This is a genomic window from Streptococcus sp. 27098_8_70 (assembly GCF_041432215.1).
GTDB classification, from domain to species: Bacteria; Bacillota; Bacilli; order Lactobacillales; family Streptococcaceae; genus Streptococcus; species Streptococcus oralis_CP.
Genome location: NZ_JAPVZD010000001.1, coordinates 1,158,638 through 1,177,744, shown reverse-complemented (window position 1 = coordinate 1,177,744; position 19,107 = coordinate 1,158,638). Strand labels below are relative to the sequence as shown.

Below are 19,107 nucleotides of genomic sequence, written 5' to 3'. Positions count from 1 at the left end.
AACTAATACTGGGAGAATAAAGCGACTCAGTTAGAAAGTGTGTAAATATGGAATTTTCAAAGAAAACACGTGAATTATCAATTAAAAAAATGCAGGAACGCACCCTGGACCTTTTGATTATCGGTGGAGGGATTACAGGAGCTGGTGTAGCCTTGCAGGCGGCAGCTAGTGGTCTTGACACTGGTTTGATTGAAATGCAGGATTTCGCAGAAGGAACATCAAGCCGTTCAACAAAATTGGTCCACGGAGGTCTGCGTTACCTCAAGCAATTTGATGTGGAAGTGGTCTCAGATACAGTTTCTGAACGTGCAGTGGTTCAACAAATCGCTCCACATATTCCAAAACCAGATCCAATGCTCTTGCCAGTTTACGATGAAGATGGAGCGACCTTTAGCCTCTTCCGTCTCAAAGTAGCCATGGACTTGTACGACCTTTTGGCAGGTGTCAGCAATACGCCAGCTGCTAACAAGGTCTTGAGCAAAGAAGAAGTCTTGGAACGCCAGCCAAACTTGAAGAAAGAAGGCTTGGTAGGAGGTGGGGTTTACCTTGACTTCCGTAACAACGATGCGCGTCTTGTGATTGAAAATATCAAACGTGCCAACCAAGACGGTGCCCTCATTGCCAACCACGTTAAGGCAGAAGGCTTCCTCTTTGACGAAAGCGGTAAGATTACTGGTGTTGTAGCTCGTGATTTGTTGACAGACCAAGTCTTTGAAATCAAGGCTCGTCTGGTGATTAACACAACAGGTCCTTGGAGCGACAAGGTACGTAATTTGTCCAATAAGGGAACCCAATTCTCACAAATGCGCCCAACTAAGGGAGTTCACTTGGTAGTGGATTCAAGCAAGATCAAGGTTTCACAGCCAGTTTACTTTGATACAGGTTTGGGAGACGGCCGGATGGTCTTTGTCCTCCCACGTGAAAACAAGACTTACTTTGGTACAACGGATACAGACTACACAGGCGATTTGGAACATCCAAAAGTGACGCAGGAAGATGTAGATTATCTACTTGGCATTGTCAACAACCGCTTCCCAGAAGCAAACATTACCGTTGATGATATTGAAAGCAGTTGGGCTGGTCTTCGTCCATTGATCGCAGGCAATAGCGCTTCTGACTATAATGGTGGAAATAACGGAACTATTAGCGATGAGAGCTTCAATAGCTTGATTGCGACTGTCGAAGCTTATCTCTCGAAAGAAAAAACGCGTGAAGATGTTGAATCTGCTGTCAGCAAGCTTGAAAGCAGCACATCTGAGAAACATTTGGATCCATCTGCAGTTTCTCGTGGTTCGAGCTTGGATCGTGATGACAATGGCCTATTGACCCTTGCTGGTGGTAAAATCACAGACTACCGTAAGATGGCTGAAGGAGCTATGGAGCGCGTGGTTGACATCCTCAAAGCCGAATTTGACCGTAGCTTTAAACTGATCAACTCTAAGACTTATCCTGTTTCAGGTGGAGAATTGAACCCAGCAAATGTGGACTCAGAAATTGAAGCCTTTGCGCAACTTGGAGTTTCACGTGGCTTGGATAGCAAGGAAGCCCAGTATCTCGCAAATCTTTACGGTTCAAATGCACCGAAAGTCTTTGCCCTTGCTCACAGCTTGGAACAAGCGCCAGGACTCAGCTTGGCAGATACCTTGTCCCTTCACTATGCAATGCGCAATGAGTTGGCTCTGAGCCCAGTTGACTTCCTCCTTCGCCGTACCAACCACATGCTCTTTATGCGTGATAGTTTGGATAGCATTGTGGAGCCTGTTCTGGATGAAATGGGACGATTCTATGATTGGACAGAAGCAGAAAAAGCAGCCTACCGTGCGGATGTCGAAGCAGCTCTTGCTCAAAACGATCTAGCGGCATTAAAAAATTAAGAAAAACTAGAAGAGAGGGAGACGAGCCTTCCTTGCCTTCTCTCTCCTTCTTTTAAATGGAGACAACGATATGATGAAAGAATTATTTGGAGAATTTTTGGGGACTTTAATCCTTATCCTCCTAGGAAATGGTGTTGTAGCAGGTGTGGTTCTTCCCAAAACCAAGAGTAACAATTCAGGATGGATTGTCATCACTATGGGATGGGGGATTGCCGTTGCGGTTGCCGTCTTTGTATCTGGCAAACTTAGTCCTGCACACTTAAACCCAGCTGTGACGCTTGGTGTAGCCTTAAAAGGTGACTTGCCTTGGGCTTCAGTATTCCCATATATCCTAGCTCAGTTCGCTGGAGCGATGCTTGCTCAAATTTTAGTTTGGTTGCAATTCAAACCACACTATGAAGCAGAAGAAAATGCAGGAAATATTCTAGCAACTTTCAGCACTGGACCAGCTATCAAAGATACTGTGTCAAACTTGATTAGTGAAATCCTTGGGACTTTTGTCTTGGTATTGACAATCTTTGCTTTGGGTCTCTATGACCTTCAAGCAGGGCTAGGAACCTTTGCAGTGGGGACCTTGATTGTCGGTATCGGTCTTTCTCTAGGTGGGACAACTGGTTATGCCTTGAACCCAGCTCGTGACCTCGGTCCTCGTATTATGCATAGCCTTCTTCCAATTCAAAACAAGGGAGATGGGGACTGGTCTTATGCTTGGATTCCTGTTGTGGGGCCTATTGTTGGTGCGACCCTAGCAGTTCTCGTATTTTCACTTTTCTAAAATAAAAGAGTGATTGGCAACAGAGTTTGAGATGGAAATCTCAGGCTCTTTTTTGATGGCCAAAACATTAATATTTTAACTTATCTTAAAATAAGCTAAAACCAATTTTTAAGTTATGGTAAACAGTTGAAAAAAAGGTTGATAAAGTGGTAAAATGTTAGGAAGATAAGATGCTAACAATACATACTGATAGTTAATAGAAACAATATATTAATGGATAGCTTATGAAAAAACAACGAAATTTACATGTATTCTTAGACCGGACGGCTCTATATTTTGTAATCTTGCTTGGTTTGCTTTATTTTTTTAGTTACCTTGGTCAGAGCCAAGGCACCTTTATTTATAATGAGTTCTAGTTTAAAGGAGAAGAGGAACAGTGTTTAATAAACCGATAAAAGATATGATTGAAACGATTGAGCACTTTGCTCAAACGCAACCAACATATCCTGTCTACAATGTTTTAGGTCAAGAACATACTTATGGTGATCTGAAGGCTGATTCGGATAGTTTGGCTGCAGCTATCGACCAACTAGGCTTGCCTGAGAAATCTCCAGTCGTCGTTTTTGGCGGACAGGAATATGAGATGTTGGCTACCTTTGTAGCGCTAACTAAGTCAGGTCATGCCTACATTCCAATTGATAGCCATTCGGCCTTGGAACGGGTAGCTGCTATCGTAGAAGTTGCAGAGCCAAGCTTGATTATTGCCATCTCAGATTTTCCATTAGAGCAAACTAGCACAGCGATGCTGAATTTGGAGCAAGTCCATGAAGCTTTTGCTCAAGCTTCCAGCTACGAGATGACCCATCCAGTCAAGGGGGATGACAACTACTACATCATCTTTACTTCTGGTACGACTGGTAAGCCTAAGGGAGTGCAGATTTCCCAGGATAATCTCCTCAGCTTTACCAACTGGATGATTACAGATAAGGAATTTGCGACGCCAAGTCGTCCACAAATGCTGGCTCAGCCCCCTTATTCTTTTGACCTATCTGTCATGTATTGGGCGCCAACCTTGGCACTGGGTGGTACGCTTTTCGCTCTTCCTTCAGCCATTACTCAGGACTTCAAAAAACTCTTTGCGACAATTTTTTCCTTGCCCATTGCTATCTGGACCTCAACACCGTCCTTTGCAGATATGGCCATGTTGTCAGAAGACTTTAATAGTGAGAAAATGCCAGGAATCACGCATTTCTACTTTGATGGTGAAGAATTGACGGTCAAAACTGCTCAAAAACTGCGCGAGCGATTCCCAAATGCCCGTATTATCAATGCCTACGGACCAACAGAAGCGACGGTAGCTTTGTCAGCAGTTGCCGTCACTGATGAGATGTTGGCGACTCTCAAACGCCTGCCAATCGGCTATACCAAGGCGGATTCTCCGACCTTTATCATTGATGGGGAAGGTAAGAAAGTTCCAAATGGTGAACAGGGAGAAATCATCATTTCTGGACCAGCTGTTTCAAAAGGCTATATGAATAATCCTGAAAAAACGGCAGAAGCTTTCTTTGAGTTCGAAGGTCTTCCAGCCTACCACACAGGGGATGTAGGAACCATGACAGATGAGGGCTTGCTTCTCTATGGTGGACGAATGGATTTCCAGATTAAGTTTAATGGTTATCGCATTGAGCTTGAAGATGTCTCTCAAAACCTCAACAAGTCTCGCTTTATCGAGTCTGCTGTTGCTGTCCCACGTTATAACAAGGACCACAAGGTACAAAATCTACTGGCCTATGTCATCCTAAAGGACGGTGTCCGTCAGCAGTTTGAGCGTGATATCGATATTACCAAGGCTATCAAGGAAGACTTAGCAGATATCATGATGTCCTATATGATGCCTTCTAAGTTTCTTTATCGAGATAGTTTGCCGCTAACGCCTAATGGTAAAATTGATATCAAGAGCTTGATTAACGAGGTAAACAGTAGATGATGGAGCTTTATAAACAGCTACCTCATTTGGAACCTTATGGTGATCTTCAGTACTTTTTATACGTAATTGTTGCAACTTTACCTATCTTTATCGGTCTTTTTTTCAAGAAACGTTTTGCCTTGTACGAGGTGCTCGTTAGTCTCTTCTTTATCGTCACCATGTTGGTTGGTGGAAAGACGAATCAAATAAGCGCTTTGATCCTTTATGTTATCTGGCAAGTACTTCTTGTATCTTTCTACAAAAGGTACAGGAAACAACGGGATAGTAAATGGATATTTTACCTGGTTAGTTTTCTATCCCTATTGCCTATTGTCTTTGTGAAAGTATCTCCTGCTATTCATGGACCTCAATCTTTGTTTGGATTTTTAGGGATTTCTTACTTAACCTTTCGTGCAGTTGGGGTTATCGTTGAGTTGAGAGACGGTGTCATCAAGGATTTAACGATTTGGCAATTCTTACGTTTTCTTCTCTTTATGCCGACTTTCTCAAGTGGTCCTATTGATCGTTTTAAACGCTTCAATGAAAATTACGAGACCATTCCTGAGCGGGATGAGCTGATGGATATGCTAGAAGAGGCTGTCAAATATATCATGCTTGGCTTCCTCTACAAGTTTATCTTGGCTCACATTTTAGGAGAGACATTATTGCCTCCGCTGAAAAATTTGGCCTTGCAGACAGGTGGTTTCTTTAACCTCTACGCTTTAGCGGTCATGTACACCTTTGGTCTGGAGCTCTTCTTTGACTTTGCGGGCTACTCTATGTTTGCCTTAGCCATTTCAAACTTGATGGGTATTCATAGTCCTGTCAACTTTAACAAGCCCTTTTTGTCAAGGGATTTAAAAGAGTTTTGGAATCGCTGGCACATGAGTCTGTCTTTCTGGTTCCGTGACTTTGTCTTTATGCGGATGGTCATGGTGTTGACCAGAAAGAAGGTCTTTAAAAATCGCAATGTGACCTCAAGTGTAGCCTATATTCTCAATATGCTGATTATGGGATTTTGGCATGGTGTGACCTGGTACTACATCGCCTACGGACTTTTTCATGGGATTGGGCTGGTCATCAATGACGCTTGGGTTCGTAAGAAAAAAGCGCTCAATAAAGAACGGAAAAAAGCTGGAAAGGGTTCCTTACCTGAGAATCGCTGGATTCAGTTGCTTGGCATGGTTGTCACCTTCCATGTCGTGATGGTTTCATTCTTAATCTTTTCTGGATTTTTGAATGATTTATGGTTTAAAAAATAAAAGGATATAAAAAATGGATATCAAATCAGAAGTTATTGAAATTATTGATGAGTTGTTTATGGAAGATGTTTCTGACATGATGGATGAAGATCTTTTTGATGCCGGTGTCTTGGATAGCATGGGAACGGTTGAATTGATTGTTGAGATTGAAAACCGTTTTGACATTCGTGTTCCAGTGACGGAGTTCGGTCGTGATGACTGGAATACGGCTAATAAAATCGTAGAAGGTATTACGGAGTTGAAGAATGCTTAAACGCTTGTGGCTGATCTTCGGGCCTATCTTCATTGCTGGATTTTTGGTTCTTCTACTCATCTTTTTTTATCCAAGTACAACAAGCCATAATCTGACGGAGGAAAAATACTCGGCGGCTTCTGTTAGTGCAGAGAGTTTTAAAGAGAGAAGCCAAAAGGTAAGGGCTCTTACGGATCCAAATATGCGTTTTATTCCTTTTCTAGGGTCCAGTGAATGGATTCGATTTGATAGTGTCCATCCAGCTGTTTTAGCGGAAAAATATCATCGTCCCTATCGTCCTTACTTTCTAGGTCAAGCAGGAGCAGCCTCTCTCAATCAATATTTTGGTCTACAGCAAATTTTGCCAGAAATAGAGAATAAGCAGGCTGTATTTGTGATTTCGCCTCAGTGGTTTACGGAGACAGATTATGAACCCGCAGCGTTTCAGAGATTTTTTAACAGCGACCAATTGACAGCTTTTTTGGGAAATCAATCTGGTGATACTGCTGCAAAGCATGCGGCTATTCGATTGTTAAAGCAGAATCCTAATGTTGCATTAAAAAGCATTGTTCAAAAACTGTCAAAGGGTGAAGAATTATCAGATGTTGATCAGGTTGCTATTGATATTTTTGCGCGATTCAACGAAAAACAATCCGCTCTCTTTGGACAATTCTCCATTCGAGGACAACTCAAGTACAAGGAACACGTGGAGAACTATTTAAAAGATCTTCCGGATCAATTTTCTTATGATGAGTTAGAAAAAATTGTTCGTAAGGACGCAGAAGCAAATACGACCAATAACGATATGGGGATGGAAAATCATTTCTATACGAGAGAGATTCAAAAGGATTTAAAAAAATGGGAAGGGTATCAAAAAAATTACAACTTCCTCAAGTCCTCCGAGTACAATGATTTGCAGCTGGTCCTCAATCAATTTGCTAAGTCGAATGTCAATGTACTCTTTGTTATTCAGCCGGTTAACAAGAAGTGGATGGAGTACACAGGGCTCAGTGAAGAGATGTACCAGCATGCAGTGGAGAAAATTCGTTACCAGTTAGAAAGTCAAGGTTTCACCAACATTGCTGACTTTTCTAAAAAAGGCGGAGATCCGTACTTTGTCAAGGACACCATTCATATTGGTTGGTTGGGTTGGTTGGCTTTTGATAAGGTTGTCAATCCCTTCTTGACGGATCCGACTCCAGCTCCAGACTATAAGATGAATGACCGCTTCTTTAGCAAGGACTGGGCGACCTATGATGGGAATATCAAAGATTTCCAATAAAATAAGCTAAAAGTTTGGGATTTAAACCCAAGCTTTTTTGTTTAAATGGCGAATATTTAAGATGAAAATAGGTCAAAAGTTTCAAAATTTTTAGAAATAGCGTATAATATAAAAGAGAAAAAGAAAAGAAAGGGATTTTAAAATGAACAAACGTTCTTTGTTACCTGTCTTGTCGACAGCCCTGTTAGCTCCAGCCTTCTTAGCTGGACAAGTCTATGCTGAAGAAGCAACAACTCCTGCAGAAAGTTCAGCTGTCGTAGCGACTCCTGCTACGTCGGCGACTCCAGCTCCTGTTGAGAGCCCTGCGGTACCGGAAACTTCGGCAACTTCAGAAGCAGTTGCACCTGCAGAAGCTCCGTTAGCTCCTGTTGAATCTCCTAAAAGCGAAGAAAAGGACACCGTTATCTTACACACCAATGATGTTCATGGTCGTATTGTAGAGGAAAAGGGAGTAATTGGAGATGCCAAGTTAGCGACTGTCATTGAGCAGGAACGCGCGAAATCAAATCAAAATACTCTGGTTGTTGATGCGGGAGACGCTTTTCAAGGTTTACCGATTTCCAACTCTACAAAGGGTGAAGCACGCGCTGAAATTCTTAATCAGATGCAGTATGATGCCATGGCAGTAGGAAATCATGAGTTTGACTTTGGTTTAGACGAAGCTAAGAAATACAAGGAAATCTTGAAATTCCCATTACTTAGTTCAAATACCTACGTCAATGGTGCTCGTCTCTTTGAAGCTTCCACAATCGTTGATAAAGATAAGACTGTGGAAGGTGATGAGTTTGTTGTAATCGGCGTGACAACACCTGAAACAGCAACCAAAACTCACCCTAAAAATGTCAAAGGGGTAACCTTTACAGATCCAATCTCAGAGGTCAATAAGGTCATCGAAGAAGTTCAAGCCAAGGCGCGTGCAGAAGGTAAGGACTATAAACACTATGTTGTGCTGGCTCACTTGGGTGTGGATACCACAACCCCAGTAGAATGGCGTGGTTCAACTTTGGCAGAAGCCTTGTCTAAAAATCCTCGTTTGAAAGGGAAACGCGTAACAGTAATCGATGGTCACTCTCATACAGTAGAATCAACGACCTATGGAGACAATGTTACCTATAACCAGACAGGAAGCTACCTTCATAATGTAGGAAAAATCACCTACAAATCACGTCAGCTTTTGGGCAATCCAACTCAGATTCCGGCTGCTGATGCTAAAAAATTACCAGCCAATCCAACAGTTGAAAAACTAGTCAAAGACATTAAACAAAAATACGATGCTGAAAATGCTATTGAAGTCGTTTCAAACAGCCCTGTAGAACTCAACGGAGATCGTGAAAATGTTCGGGTTCGTGAAGCCAACCTCGGAAACGTCGTAGCAGACTCCCTCTATCAGTACGGTCAGACAGGATTTAGCCATCCGACAGACATCGCTGTGACAAATGGTGGTGGCTTGCGTGAAACCATTGCAAAAGGCAAACCAATCACTAAAGGAAATGTCATTGCGGTTCTTCCATTTGGAAATACCATCTCACAAATCCAAGTGACGGGGCAACAAGTTTTGGATATGTTTGAAAAATCACTCGGATCTATCTTGCAGGTCGATAAGGATGGCAAGAAGGTCTTGGATGAGAACGGACAACCATTGTTAGAGCCAAGTGGTGGCTTCTTGCAAGTTTCAGGTGTGAAGGTCTACTATGATACCAACCTACCATCAGGTAAACGTGTCTTGGCCATCCAGGTCAAAAACCGCACGACTGGTCGTTATGATCTCCTAGACCTCACAAAAACCTACTATCTTGCAACCAATGATTTCCTAGCTGCGGGTGGCGATGGCTACACGATGTTAGGTGGTGCGCGAGAAGAAGGTCCTTCTATGGATGCAGCCTTTGAAGAGTATCTGAAAACCGCTGATTTGGCCCAGTATGAAAAGATCAATCCGAACTCACGGACGATTTCTGTGGATTCTAAAACCTTTAGTCTGCCAGTAGAAACGCCTCAAACGAATGCAGCTGCTAGCGATGCGACTACAAATGTACCACTTACTTATGAGGTGGCAGGTCAATTTAGCAAGAAGGCAGTTGTCTCAGAAAAAGCTCTTCCAAATACAGGAAGTGAACAATCCATCTTCTTGCTCTTGATGGGAATGGTAGCTGGTCTGGCAGGTATCTTATCGAGCCGAAAACCAAAGCTAAAATAGGTTAAATTTCACATCTAGAAGAGTCTAGGGAAACGTTTTTACGCCTTTTTCCCTTGACTCTTTTTTGGTTTATGATATAATTAACCAGTAAAGAATCGGTGGCTATCTATGTTTTTTACGAAAAGATAGCTAGGGAAGGAGTAACACATGAGACAGCTTGCACAGGAAATCGATAACTTTTTAAACGAGGTGATCTTGAGATCTGAGAATCAGCATGAAATTCTGATCGGGCATTGCACAAGTGACGTAGCCTTGACCAATACTCAGGAACACATCCTCATGCTCTTGTCGGAAGAATCCCTAACCAACTCGGAGTTGGCTCGTCGCCTCAATGTCAGCCAGGCGGCAGTGACCAAGGCTATCAAGTCTTTGGTCAAAGAGGGTATGTTAGAAACATCCAGAGATCCCAAGGATGCGCGTGTGATCTTTTACAAACTGACAGAGCTAGCTCGACCAGTAGCGGCAGAACACCACCATCATCATGAACACACGCTCTTAGCCTATGAACAAGTGGCAAGTCAGTTTACTCCAGATGAACAAGAAGTTATCCAGCGGTTTTTAACTGCTTTAGTAGGAGAAATCAAATAATGCGGTATATTACAGTAGAGGACTTGTCTTTCTATTATGACAAGGAACCTGTCCTCGAGCACATCAACTACAGTGTTGATAGCGGGGAGTTTGTCACCCTGACTGGTGAAAATGGAGCTGCCAAGACGACGCTGATCAAGGCGAGTCTAGGCATCTTGCAGCCAAGATTTGGCAAGGTAACCATCTCAAAGACAAATACTCATGGGAAAAAGCTTAGGATAGCTTATCTTCCCCAGCAGATTGCCAGTTTTAATGCTGGATTTCCGAGTACAGTTTATGAGTTTGTCAAGTCGGGTCGCTATCCGCGAAAGGGTTGGTTCCGTCGTTTGAATGCCCATGATGAGGAGCATATCAAGGCTAGTCTAGACTCAGTTGGTATGTGGGAACACCGTGATAAACGGATTGGTTCCCTCTCTGGTGGGCAAAAACAACGGGCGGTTATTGCACGGATGTTTGCTTCTGACCCAGATATCTTTGTCCTAGATGAGCCGACGACAGGGATGGATGCTGGAAGCAAAAATGAATTTTACGAACTCATGCACCATAGTGCCCACCATCATGGCAAGGCTGTTTTGATGATTACCCATGACCCTGAGGAAGTCAAGGACTATGCGGATCGCAATATTCATCTAGTTCGTAACCAAGATTCGCCATGGCGTTGTTTCAACGTTCACGAAAGCGACCAGGAGGTGGACCATGCTTAGTTTGTTATCTTATGACTTCATGCAGCGTGCCTTCTTGGCGGTCATTGCCATGAGTCTCTTTTCTCCAGTTCTTGGGACCTTCCTTATCTTGCGTCGTCAGAGTCTCATGAGCGATACCCTCAGTCACGTTTCTCTGTCAGGAGTAGCCTTTGGTCTGGTTTTGGGAATTTCTCCAACCATTTCAACCATTGCTATTGTCTTGATCGCTGCGGTCTTTCTAGAGTATCTCCGGACAGTCTATAAGAACTTTATGGAAATCGGGACTGCCATCCTCATGTCAACAGGACTTGCAGTGTCTCTTATCGTGATGAGTAAGGGGAAAAGTTCGAGCTCCATGAGTTTGGACCAATATCTCTTTGGTTCGATTGTGACCATTAGCCAGGAGCAGGTGATATTCCTCTTTGCCATTGCGGCAATCGTTTTACTCTTGACTTTCTTGTTCTTGCGACCAATGTATATCCTGACTTTTGATGAGGACACGGCCTTTGTGGATGGCTTGCCAGTTCGTACCATGTCTATCCTCTTTAACATGGTGACAGGGGTGGCCATTGCCCTTATGATTCCAGCAGCAGGAGCTCTTTTGGTGTCGACCATTATGGTCTTACCAGCTAGTATTGCCCTTCGTCTGGGGAAAAACTTCAAATCCGTTATGTTACTAGCCAGCGCTATTGGCTTTTTGGGAATGGTGGCAGGACTTTATATTTCCTACTATGCGGAAACACCTGCTAGCGCTAGTATCACCATTATCTTTGTAGCTGTCTTTTTGTTAGTCAGTCTACTGAAACGTTTTATCAAATAGGAGAATGAAATGAAAAAAATTAGCTTACTACTGGCTAGTCTATGTGCCCTGTTTTTAGTGGCTTGTTCCAATCAAAAACAGGCAGATGGGAAACTCAATATCGTGACAACCTTTTACCCTGTCTACGAATTTACCAAACAAGTCGCAGGAGATACTGCTAATGTAGAACTTCTAATCGGTGCTGGTACAGAACCCCATGAGTACGAACCGTCTGCCAAGGCAGTTGCCAAAATCCAAGACGCAGATACCTTTGTCTATGAAAATGAAAACATGGAAACTTGGGTTCCAAAATTGTTAGAATCCTTGGATAAGAAAAAAGTGAAAACCATCAAGGCGACAGGTGATATGCTCCTCTTGCCAGGTGGTGAGGAAGAAGAGGAAGGGCATGATCATGGTGGCGAGGGTCACCATCACGACTACGATCCCCATGTTTGGCTTTCACCAGCACGCGCCATCAAACTGGTAGAGCATATCCGTGACAGCTTGTCAGCAGATTATCCTGATAAAAAAGAGACTTTTGAGAAGAATGCGGCTGCCTATATCGAAAAATTGCAAGCCTTGGACAAGGCCTACACAGATGGCTTGTCTCAAGCTAAACAAAAGAGCTTTGTGACACAGCACGCTGCCTTTAACTACCTTGCCTTGGACTACGGTCTCAAGCAAGTATCCATCTCAGGTCTCTCACCAGATGCAGAACCATCAGCAGCACGTTTGGCAGAATTGACAGAGTATATTAAGAAAAACAAGATTTCTTATATCTACTTTGAAGAAAATGCCTCACAAGCCCTCGCCAATACACTCTCAAAAGAAACAGGTGTCAAACTAGACGTGCTCAATCCGCTAGAAAGTCTGACAGAAGAAGCAACCAAGGCTGGTGAGGACTATATCTCCGTGATGGAGAAAAACCTCAAGGCTTTGAAACAAACAACAGACCAAGAAGGACCAGAAATCGAGCCAGAGAAGGAAGAAAATACCAAGACAGTTCACAATGGTTACTTTGAGGATGCTGATGTCAAGGACCGTACCTTGAGTGACTATGTTGGTAACTGGCAATCTGTCTATCCTTTCCTTGAGGATGGAACTTTTGATCAAGTCTTTGACTACAAGGCTAAGTTGACTGGCAAGATGACCAAAGATGAGTACAAGGCTTACTATAGAAAAGGCTATCAGACAGATGTGACTAAGATCAACATCACTGACAACACTATGGAATTTGTTCAAGGTGGCCAAAGCAAGAAATTCACCTACAAGTATGTCGGCAAGAAAATCTTGACTTATAAGAAAGGCAATCGTGGCGTGCGTTTCCTCTTTGAAGCGACAGATGCGGACGCTGGACAGTTCAAGTATGTTCAGTTTAGTGACCACAATATCGCCCCAGTTAAGGCAGAACATTTCCATATCTTCTTTGGAGGTACTAGCCAAGAAGCCCTCTTTGAAGAGATGGATAACTGGCCAACCTACTACCCAGATAACCTATCTGGCCAAGAAATCGCCCAAGAAATGTTGGCGCATTGATGCAAGAGAGAATCCCGCAAATCTGCGGGATTTTTTGCTAGAAACCTTTATCTGGTTAGGTTACGAGACGGGAAACCGCCTCTGCGTAGATGTCCATAGCGCGATAAAGATCGTCTAGGACAGCTGCTTTATTTGTCTGATGTTCAGTTTGTTGTGCTCCTGGGAAAAGAGCGCCAAAGGCTACACAGTTTGGCATGGTGCGGGCAAAGGTAGCACCACCTGATGAGAGAGGAGGAGTTTTATTTAAGGGATTTGGCTGGGGTTGTAATTGAAAGAATGATGGTAAATTATATGAAATCTATCTGAAAGGCTTTCTTTTGGAAGGTACAAAATGTATATTGTACAAATTATAGAATCTTTTCAGGGGATTTAGGAAGGAATCTTAGTCATATTGACGCTGCTATCGCTTTTTGTTATAGTCAAAGAGAGAGCGGTCTGGAACACTAGTTTATTCACAGTCTGTGGATAAGTCTAGGGGAAAATGACATATAACTCAGGGTGTTGAAGCACCCTGATACTAGTTCCGTACATTAGTAACTTGCTAGAGAGCTAGTAGAAACCCTAGTACAGAGCTGTTTGACAAAGGTCTGTTTAGGGTGAAGGCCTCTAAGTCTAAGAGCTGGATTTTGGAGAAACTAGTTTTTAGGAATGTTTTCTTATCCACAAGTTGTGGATAACTTTGTGAACAAGAGAAAGAGATACGAGATGATGACGAACATAAAACCACATGGACCATTACCAAGTCAGGCCCAGCTAGTTTATTTAGAGGATGAACTAGCTGCCTTTATCCATTTTGGTCCCAATACCTTTTATGACCAAGAATGGGGAAGTGGGCAAGAGGATCCCAAGCGTTTTAACCCGACCAAGTTGGATGCGCGTGAATGGGTTCGAGTGCTTAAAGAAACGGGTTTTAAAAAGCTGATTTTGGTAGTTAAGCACCACGATGGTTTTGTGCTCTATCCGACAGCACATACAGATTATTCGGTCAAGGCTAGCCCTTGGAGGGATGGAAAGGGGGACTTGCTCCTTGAAGTTTCCCAGGCTGCAACTGAGTTTGACATGGATATGGGGGTTTATTTATCTCCTTGGGATGCCCATAGTCCCTTCTATCATGTGGACCGAGAAGCAGACTACAATGCCTATTATCTGGCTCAGTTGAAGGAAATCTTATCAAATCCTGACTATGGGAATGCTGGTAAGTTCACTGAGGTGTGGATGGATGGTGCTCGAGGCGAAGGGGCCCAGAAGGTCAACTATGAGTTTGAGACTTGGTTTGAAACCATTCGTGACTTGCAGGGCGATTGTTTGATTTTCTCAACTGAAGGGACCAGTATCCGCTGGATTGGAAATGAACGAGGCTATGCATGGGATCCCTTGTGGCAAAAAGTCAAGCCAGACCAGTTGGGGACAGAGGCGGAATTAGATTATCTACAGCACGGAGACCCCTCGGGAACGCTATTTTCAATCGGGGAGGCAGATGTTTCTCTTCGGTCGGGCTGGTTTTACCATGAGGATCAGGACCCCAAGTCTCTCGAGGAATTGGTCGAAATCTACTTTCACTCGGTGGGTCGGGGTACACCTCTCTTACTCAATATTCCGCCAAACCAAGATGGACTCTTTGACGAAAAGGATATCCGGCGACTGTATGAATTTGCTACCTACCGTGACACACTCTATAGGGAAGATTTAGCTCTGGGAGCCAAGGTATCTGGCCCTGCTCTATCACCAGACTTTGCTTGTCATCATCTGACAGATGGACTGGAGGCTAGTTCTTGGGCAAGTGATGCAGAGTTGCCAATCCAATTAGAGCTCGATTTAGGATCACCTAAAACTTTTGATGTGATTGAGTTAAGAGAAGATTTGAAGTTGGGGCAACGCATCGCTGCTTTCCATGTTCAGGTAGAGTTGGATGGTGCCTGGAAGGAGTTTGGCTCTGGTTATACTGTTGGCTACAAACGTCTCTTACGAGGATCAGTCGTTGAGGCGCAGAAGATACGCGTGATCATTACAGAGGCACAGGCTTTGCCTTTGTTGACCAAAATTTCACTCTATAAAACACCTACCTTGTCGAAAAAAGAAGCTGTTCAGCAACTAGAGTTTTCAGAAAAAAGTCTAGCTGTGACCAAGGGAGAAAATGTCCACTTTACAGTGAAGCGCATAGAATCTAGCAGTCCTTTAGAAGCTAAGATTTCGATTCAACCAGGGACGGGTGTGCATGGTGTCGCCTATCGGGACGAGATTCAAGTCCTTGCGTTTCAAGTTGGCGAGACTGAAAAAAGGCTAACGCTACCAACCTTGTATTTTGCAGGAGATAAAACCTTGGACTTTTATCTGAATTTGATGGTAGATGGGCAGCTGGTTGACCAGCTTCAGGTCCAAGTTTCATAAAAGAAGAACCTTTGCGCGATGCAAAGGTTCTTTTGGTTAGGAGTGATTTGGTAGCCAGCTGAGGGTGAAGGTCAGTTGCTCAGCTTTCAAGAGGTCTTGGTGTTGAATGCTAGATACTATGGTCTTGTCCAATCGACATTCTTTGACAAAGTTGAAATGGCTGTGATTTTGTTCAGCATGGATATCCAACCATTTATTTTCCTTAGCCAGGTAGATACGGAGATGGTCAAAGAGAGGAATTCCGAGATCGTAACTTGGTTTGCCCGAACAGGTCGGGTAGAATCCAAGAGCTGACCAGATATACCAAGCAGAGAGACTGCCATTGTCCTCATCGCCAGGATAGGCTTGCCAGCTTGGGTGAAAGGCCTTCTGACGTAGCGTCTTGATGAGAAGAGCTGTATAGTCAGGGTAGTCGCTGTAGCGGAAGAGATAAGGAATGTGGAAGCTAGGCTGGTTGGAAATGGCGATTTGTCCAAAAGGAGCAGTAGCCATCTCGCTCATCTCATGAATCTCGTAGCCATAGCCAGTTGTTTCAAAGAGAGGAGCATCCTGACAGACTTTCAAAAGGTAGCGGCTAAAGACTTCTTTTCCACCCATCAGTTGACGCAAACCTGAGATGTCATGTAAGACGCCTAAAGTCGCTTGAATAGAAGAACATTCGGCGTAGTCACGTCCCCAACTATAAGAAGAGAAGTCTGGTCGGAAGTTGCCTTGACTATCTCGCGCTCTCATGTAGCCCGTCTCGGCGTCAAAGAGATGGCGGTAATTCTGCGATGCGACCTTATAAGTCTGGGCAATGTCATTTTGACCAAGCTTTTTGGCACAGCTGGCGATACAAAAGTCACTATAGGCATAGTCAAGGGTGTGGCTGACACTTTCGTGGTGGTCGGTAGAGAGATAACCTAATTCTTGGTATTGTGCCAAACCGTGGCGACCGTTGATGCCGAGAGGGTCGGACTTAGTGGCTGTCTCCAGCATGGCTTGGAGGAGTTCTTCTTCTAAGTCGGGAGCCATATCCTTGCAGGCACTATCTGCGATAATACCGTCCAATAGAGTACCTGGCATCATGCCGCGTTCATCTGGAGCTAGCCATTTTGGAAGGAATCCAGTATCGCGGTAGCTATTGAGGAAACCTTCTAGAAAGCGGTGATAGTGTTCCGGTATGATAAGAGAAAAGAGGGGGAAGGTAGTGCGGAAGGTATCCCAGAAACCATTGTTGCTGAAGAGGACGCCGGGCTTGACAGTGCCAGAAGTCAGGTCCATATGGATGGCCTGCCCTGACTCGTCCACCTCATAAAATGTCTGTGGGAAAAGGAAGAGTCTGTAGAGGCAGTGATCAAAGAAGGTCCGGTCGGCTTCCCCTGTCTCCACGATATCAAAACGATGGAGGAGATTTTCCCAGTCGGCTTGGGCATTTGCTTTACAGCTATCAAAGTCCGTTTGAGGTAGATTAAGCAGCGCTTGAGAAGGAGAGATGAAGGAAGTTGCTAGCTGAATCTCGGCATGACTATCAGCGAGGTCAATTCGCCAGTCTCCGCTTTCTTGGCTGACAGCAAGAATATCCGTATTCATTTGTAGGGCGGTGAACATTGTTAGCGGATTTTTGTTAGTCTCAGTTTTGCCTTCTTGTCTTAGGGCCAGAGTCTGCTTATCTACCTGCTCAACTGTTAGGTCATCTGCTGCGTGAAGATAGAGGGAGAGGGCTTTGCCTTGCTTTTGCTCCAAACGAATAGAAGCACCGTAGCAAGTCGGTGTGAGCTGGGTTTCAATCTGATAGCGCAGGGAGAAAATTTTCAGATAATGAGGCTGGAAAGAGGCCTTATCCATATCATAGGAGGACTGACGGTGAAAGAGGCTGTCTCCACCTAGCTGGCCTGTAACAGGTGTCAGAAGGAGCCAAGAGTAGTCCCCAATCCAAGGACTGGGCTGGTGGGTTAAGCGAATCCCCTGAAAGATGGGCAGATGCGGATCGAAGAACCAAGCTCCCTCCTGATCACTGGTCTGTGGCACAAAATAATTCATCCCAAAAGGCACGCCTGTGTAAGGCAGGGTATTTCCCCGAGAAAAGGCATGCTTGCTAGCAGTACCAAAGCGGGTATCGATGGTTTCAAGTAGTGGTTTCATGGTATTTCCTTTAGCTGTTTTTCTACATTATATCAGAAAAATGAGACCTTTAGATATGGGGTTCGAAAGTAAGCAATTTTGTAGAAAAATGACTATCATTTGTGTATGTATTTTCTGTCTCAAAAACTATATACTGAACATGAAACTTGTTTGAAAGAGGAAACTGCACGATGATTTATTCGAAAGAAATTGTTAGAGAATGGCTGGACGAAGTAGCAGAGCGGGCCAAGGACCATCCCGAGTGGGTGGATGTCTTTGAGCGTTGCTATACTGACACCTTGGACAATACAGTTGAAATCCTCGAAGATGGCTCGACCTTTGTACTGACAGGGGATATTCCTGCTATGTGGCTTCGGGATTCGACAGCCCAACTTAGACCCTACCTGCATGTGGCTAAAAGAGATCCTCTCTTGCGTCAGACCATTGCAGGTTTGGTCAAGCGTCAAATGACCCTAGTACTCAAGGATCCTTATGCCAATTCCTTCAATATTGAGGAAAACTGGAAGGGGCACCATGAGACTGACCATACCGACCTTAATGGTTGGATTTGGGAACGCAAGTATGAGGTGGACTCGCTTTGCTATCCTTTGCAGCTGGCTTATCTCCTTTGGAAAGAGACTGGCGAAACCAGTCAGTTTGATGAAACTTTTGTCGCTGCGACCAAGGAAATCCTTCATCTCTGGACGGTAGAGCAGGACCACAACAACTCTCCATATCGTTTTGTCCGCGATACAGACCGCAAGGAAGATACTCTGGTAAATGATGGCTTTGGACCTGACTTTGCCCTGACAGGTATGACCTGGTCAGCCTTCCGACCAAGTGATGACTGCTGTCAGTATAGCTATTTGATTCCATCCAATATGTTTGCAGTCGTTGTCTTGGGGTATGTCCAAGAAATCTTTGCAGAACTAGATCTAGCTGATAGCCAAAACATCATCGCAGACGCTAAACGTCTGCAAGCAGAGATCCAAGAAGGAATCGAAAACTACGCTTATACCTCCAACAGCAAGGGTGAAAAGATTTACGCCTTTGAAGTGGATGGTCTAGGAAATGCTAGCATCATGGATGATCCAAACGTACCAAGTTTGTTGGCTGCGCCTTATCTGGGCTACTGCGACATTGACGATGAGGTTTACCAAGCAACTCGTCGGACCATTCTGAGCCCTGAAAATCCATATTTCTACCAAGGTGAATATGCTAGTGGTCTCGGAAGTTCTCATACTTTCTATCGCTATATCTGGCCGATTGCCCTTTCTATCCAAGGCCTGACAACAAGTGATAAGGCAGAGAAGAAATTCTTGCTGGATCAGCTCGTTGCCTGCGACGGTGGTACAGGTGTCATGCACGAAAGCTTCCACGTGGATGACCCAACGCTTTACTCACGTGAATGGTTTTCTTGGGCCAACATGATGTTCTGTGAATTAGTCTTGGATTACCTGGATATTCGTTAAGGAGCGCGCTTTA

15 protein-coding genes and 1 pseudogene are annotated in these 19,107 nt (G+C 44.1%); 14 read left to right on the top strand and 2 right to left on the bottom strand.

Translation table 11 applies throughout. The annotated features are described in order from the left end of the window. The first annotated feature begins 47 nt into the window (after nt 1-47). From glpO to adcA, 12 genes are all read left to right on the top strand, one after another. Nucleotides 48-1,874 (top strand): type 1 glycerol-3-phosphate oxidase, encoded by a 1,827-nt coding sequence (glpO, locus tag O3655_RS05540; RefSeq protein ID WP_084856452.1) that lies wholly within the window; start codon nt 48-50, stop codon nt 1,872-1,874. A gap of 70 nt (nt 1,875-1,944) precedes the next feature. Continuing rightward, nucleotides 1,945-2,649 carry an MIP/aquaporin family protein gene (locus O3655_RS05535; protein WP_371641214.1) on the top strand — a complete coding sequence of 235 codons (705 nt, stop codon included), beginning with the start codon at nt 1,945-1,947 and terminating at the stop codon, nt 2,647-2,649. Nucleotides 2,650-2,873: 224 nt separating this feature from the next. Beyond that, entirely contained in the window at nt 2,874-3,005 is a 132-nt protein-coding gene (locus tag O3655_RS05530; protein WP_251464117.1) for a teichoic acid D-Ala incorporation-associated protein DltX, read from the top strand. Between the two features lie 20 nt (nt 3,006-3,025). Next, nucleotides 3,026-4,576: a D-alanine--poly(phosphoribitol) ligase subunit DltA gene (dltA, locus tag O3655_RS05525; RefSeq protein WP_247923917.1), complete on the top strand. Its 1,551-nt coding sequence runs from the start codon at nt 3,026-3,028 to the stop codon at nt 4,574-4,576. Then, entirely contained in the window at nt 4,573-5,817 is a 1,245-nt protein-coding gene (dltB, locus tag O3655_RS05520; RefSeq protein WP_000970394.1) for a D-alanyl-lipoteichoic acid biosynthesis protein DltB, read from the top strand. The genes dltA and dltB overlap by 4 nt, the downstream gene beginning before the upstream one ends. Nucleotides 5,818-5,830: 13 nt before the next feature. Beyond that, nucleotides 5,831-6,070, top strand: a complete 240-nt coding sequence (dltC, locus tag O3655_RS05515; RefSeq protein WP_000351972.1) for a D-alanine--poly(phosphoribitol) ligase subunit DltC — start codon at nt 5,831-5,833, stop codon at nt 6,068-6,070. Beyond that, on the top strand, nt 6,063-7,331 hold the full coding sequence (gene dltD, locus O3655_RS05510) for a D-alanyl-lipoteichoic acid biosynthesis protein DltD (RefSeq protein ID WP_084880339.1): 1,269 nt from the start codon (nt 6,063-6,065) through the stop codon (nt 7,329-7,331). Before dltC ends, dltD begins: the two co-directional genes overlap by 8 nt. Before the next feature lie 142 nt (nt 7,332-7,473). Beyond that, a complete protein-coding gene (nt5e, locus tag O3655_RS05505; protein WP_308697303.1) occupies nt 7,474-9,525 on the top strand; it encodes a cell surface ecto-5'-nucleotidase Nt5e in 2,052 nt (683 codons plus the stop codon). Nucleotides 9,526-9,672: 147 nt separating this feature from the next. Then, nucleotides 9,673-10,113, top strand: coding sequence for a zinc-dependent transcriptional regulator AdcR (gene adcR / locus O3655_RS05500; protein WP_308697302.1), 441 nt, complete (start codon nt 9,673-9,675; stop codon nt 10,111-10,113). Further along, on the top strand, nt 10,113-10,817 hold the full coding sequence (locus O3655_RS05495) for a metal ABC transporter ATP-binding protein (protein ID WP_001269482.1): 705 nt from the start codon (nt 10,113-10,115) through the stop codon (nt 10,815-10,817). Before adcR ends, O3655_RS05495 begins: the two co-directional genes overlap by 1 nt. Next, nucleotides 10,810-11,616, top strand: a complete 807-nt coding sequence (locus O3655_RS05490) for a metal ABC transporter permease (protein WP_247936304.1) — start codon at nt 10,810-10,812, stop codon at nt 11,614-11,616. The genes O3655_RS05495 and O3655_RS05490 overlap by 8 nt, the downstream gene beginning before the upstream one ends. Nucleotides 11,617-11,625: 9 nt before the next feature. Next, nucleotides 11,626-13,131, top strand: coding sequence for a zinc ABC transporter substrate-binding lipoprotein AdcA (gene adcA, locus O3655_RS05485; RefSeq protein ID WP_049479836.1), 1,506 nt, complete (start codon nt 11,626-11,628; stop codon nt 13,129-13,131). Nucleotides 13,132-13,186: 55 nt separating this feature from the next. Here adcA and O3655_RS05480 read toward each other — a convergent pair. Beyond that, nucleotides 13,187-13,366, bottom strand: a pseudogene (locus O3655_RS05480) (hypothetical protein); the annotation flags it as partial. 473 nt (nt 13,367-13,839) lie between these two features. Between O3655_RS05480 and O3655_RS05475 the strand changes: the two are divergent. Next, nucleotides 13,840-15,519 carry an alpha-L-fucosidase gene (locus tag O3655_RS05475; RefSeq protein ID WP_308697315.1) on the top strand — a complete coding sequence of 560 codons (1,680 nt, stop codon included), beginning with the start codon at nt 13,840-13,842 and terminating at the stop codon, nt 15,517-15,519. Nucleotides 15,520-15,555: 36 nt separating this feature from the next. On the opposite strand, the gene O3655_RS05470 is transcribed toward O3655_RS05475, so the two are convergent. After that, nucleotides 15,556-17,643: a GH92 family glycosyl hydrolase gene (locus O3655_RS05470; RefSeq protein ID WP_371641213.1), complete on the bottom strand. Its 2,088-nt coding sequence runs from the start codon at nt 17,641-17,643 to the stop codon at nt 15,556-15,558. A gap of 170 nt (nt 17,644-17,813) precedes the next feature. Here O3655_RS05470 and O3655_RS05465 point away from each other — a divergent pair, with 170 nt between their 5' ends. Continuing rightward, nucleotides 17,814-19,094, top strand: a complete 1,281-nt coding sequence (locus O3655_RS05465; protein WP_000640535.1) for a glycoside hydrolase family 125 protein — start codon at nt 17,814-17,816, stop codon at nt 19,092-19,094. Nucleotides 19,095-19,107 lie beyond the last annotated feature (13 nt).

Bases quoted from the DNA above. Each gene is read 5' to 3' on its own strand.
- O3655_RS05465 (WP_000640535.1), top strand. From the start codon at position 17,814: ATGATTTATTCGAAAGAAATTGTTAGAGAATGGCTGGACGAAGTAGCA.
- nt5e (WP_308697303.1), top strand. From the start codon at position 7,474: ATGAACAAACGTTCTTTGTTACCTGTCTTGTCGACAGCCCTGTTAGCT.
- O3655_RS05490 (WP_247936304.1), top strand. From the start codon at position 10,810: ATGCTTAGTTTGTTATCTTATGACTTCATGCAGCGTGCCTTCTTGGCG.
- O3655_RS05535 (WP_371641214.1), top strand. From the start codon at position 1,945: ATGATGAAAGAATTATTTGGAGAATTTTTGGGGACTTTAATCCTTATC.
- O3655_RS05470 (WP_371641213.1), bottom strand. From the start codon at position 17,643: ATGAAACCACTACTTGAAACCATCGATACCCGCTTTGGTACTGCTAGC.
- adcA (WP_049479836.1), top strand. From the start codon at position 11,626: ATGAAAAAAATTAGCTTACTACTGGCTAGTCTATGTGCCCTGTTTTTA.
- dltB (WP_000970394.1), top strand. From the start codon at position 4,573: ATGATGGAGCTTTATAAACAGCTACCTCATTTGGAACCTTATGGTGAT.
- dltD (WP_084880339.1), top strand. From the start codon at position 6,063: ATGCTTAAACGCTTGTGGCTGATCTTCGGGCCTATCTTCATTGCTGGA.
- O3655_RS05475 (WP_308697315.1), top strand. From the start codon at position 13,840: ATGACGAACATAAAACCACATGGACCATTACCAAGTCAGGCCCAGCTA.
- O3655_RS05495 (WP_001269482.1), top strand. From the start codon at position 10,113: ATGCGGTATATTACAGTAGAGGACTTGTCTTTCTATTATGACAAGGAA.
- adcR (WP_308697302.1), top strand. From the start codon at position 9,673: ATGAGACAGCTTGCACAGGAAATCGATAACTTTTTAAACGAGGTGATC.
- O3655_RS05530 (WP_251464117.1), top strand. From the start codon at position 2,874: ATGAAAAAACAACGAAATTTACATGTATTCTTAGACCGGACGGCTCTA.
- glpO (WP_084856452.1), top strand. From the start codon at position 48: ATGGAATTTTCAAAGAAAACACGTGAATTATCAATTAAAAAAATGCAG.
- dltC (WP_000351972.1), top strand. From the start codon at position 5,831: ATGGATATCAAATCAGAAGTTATTGAAATTATTGATGAGTTGTTTATG.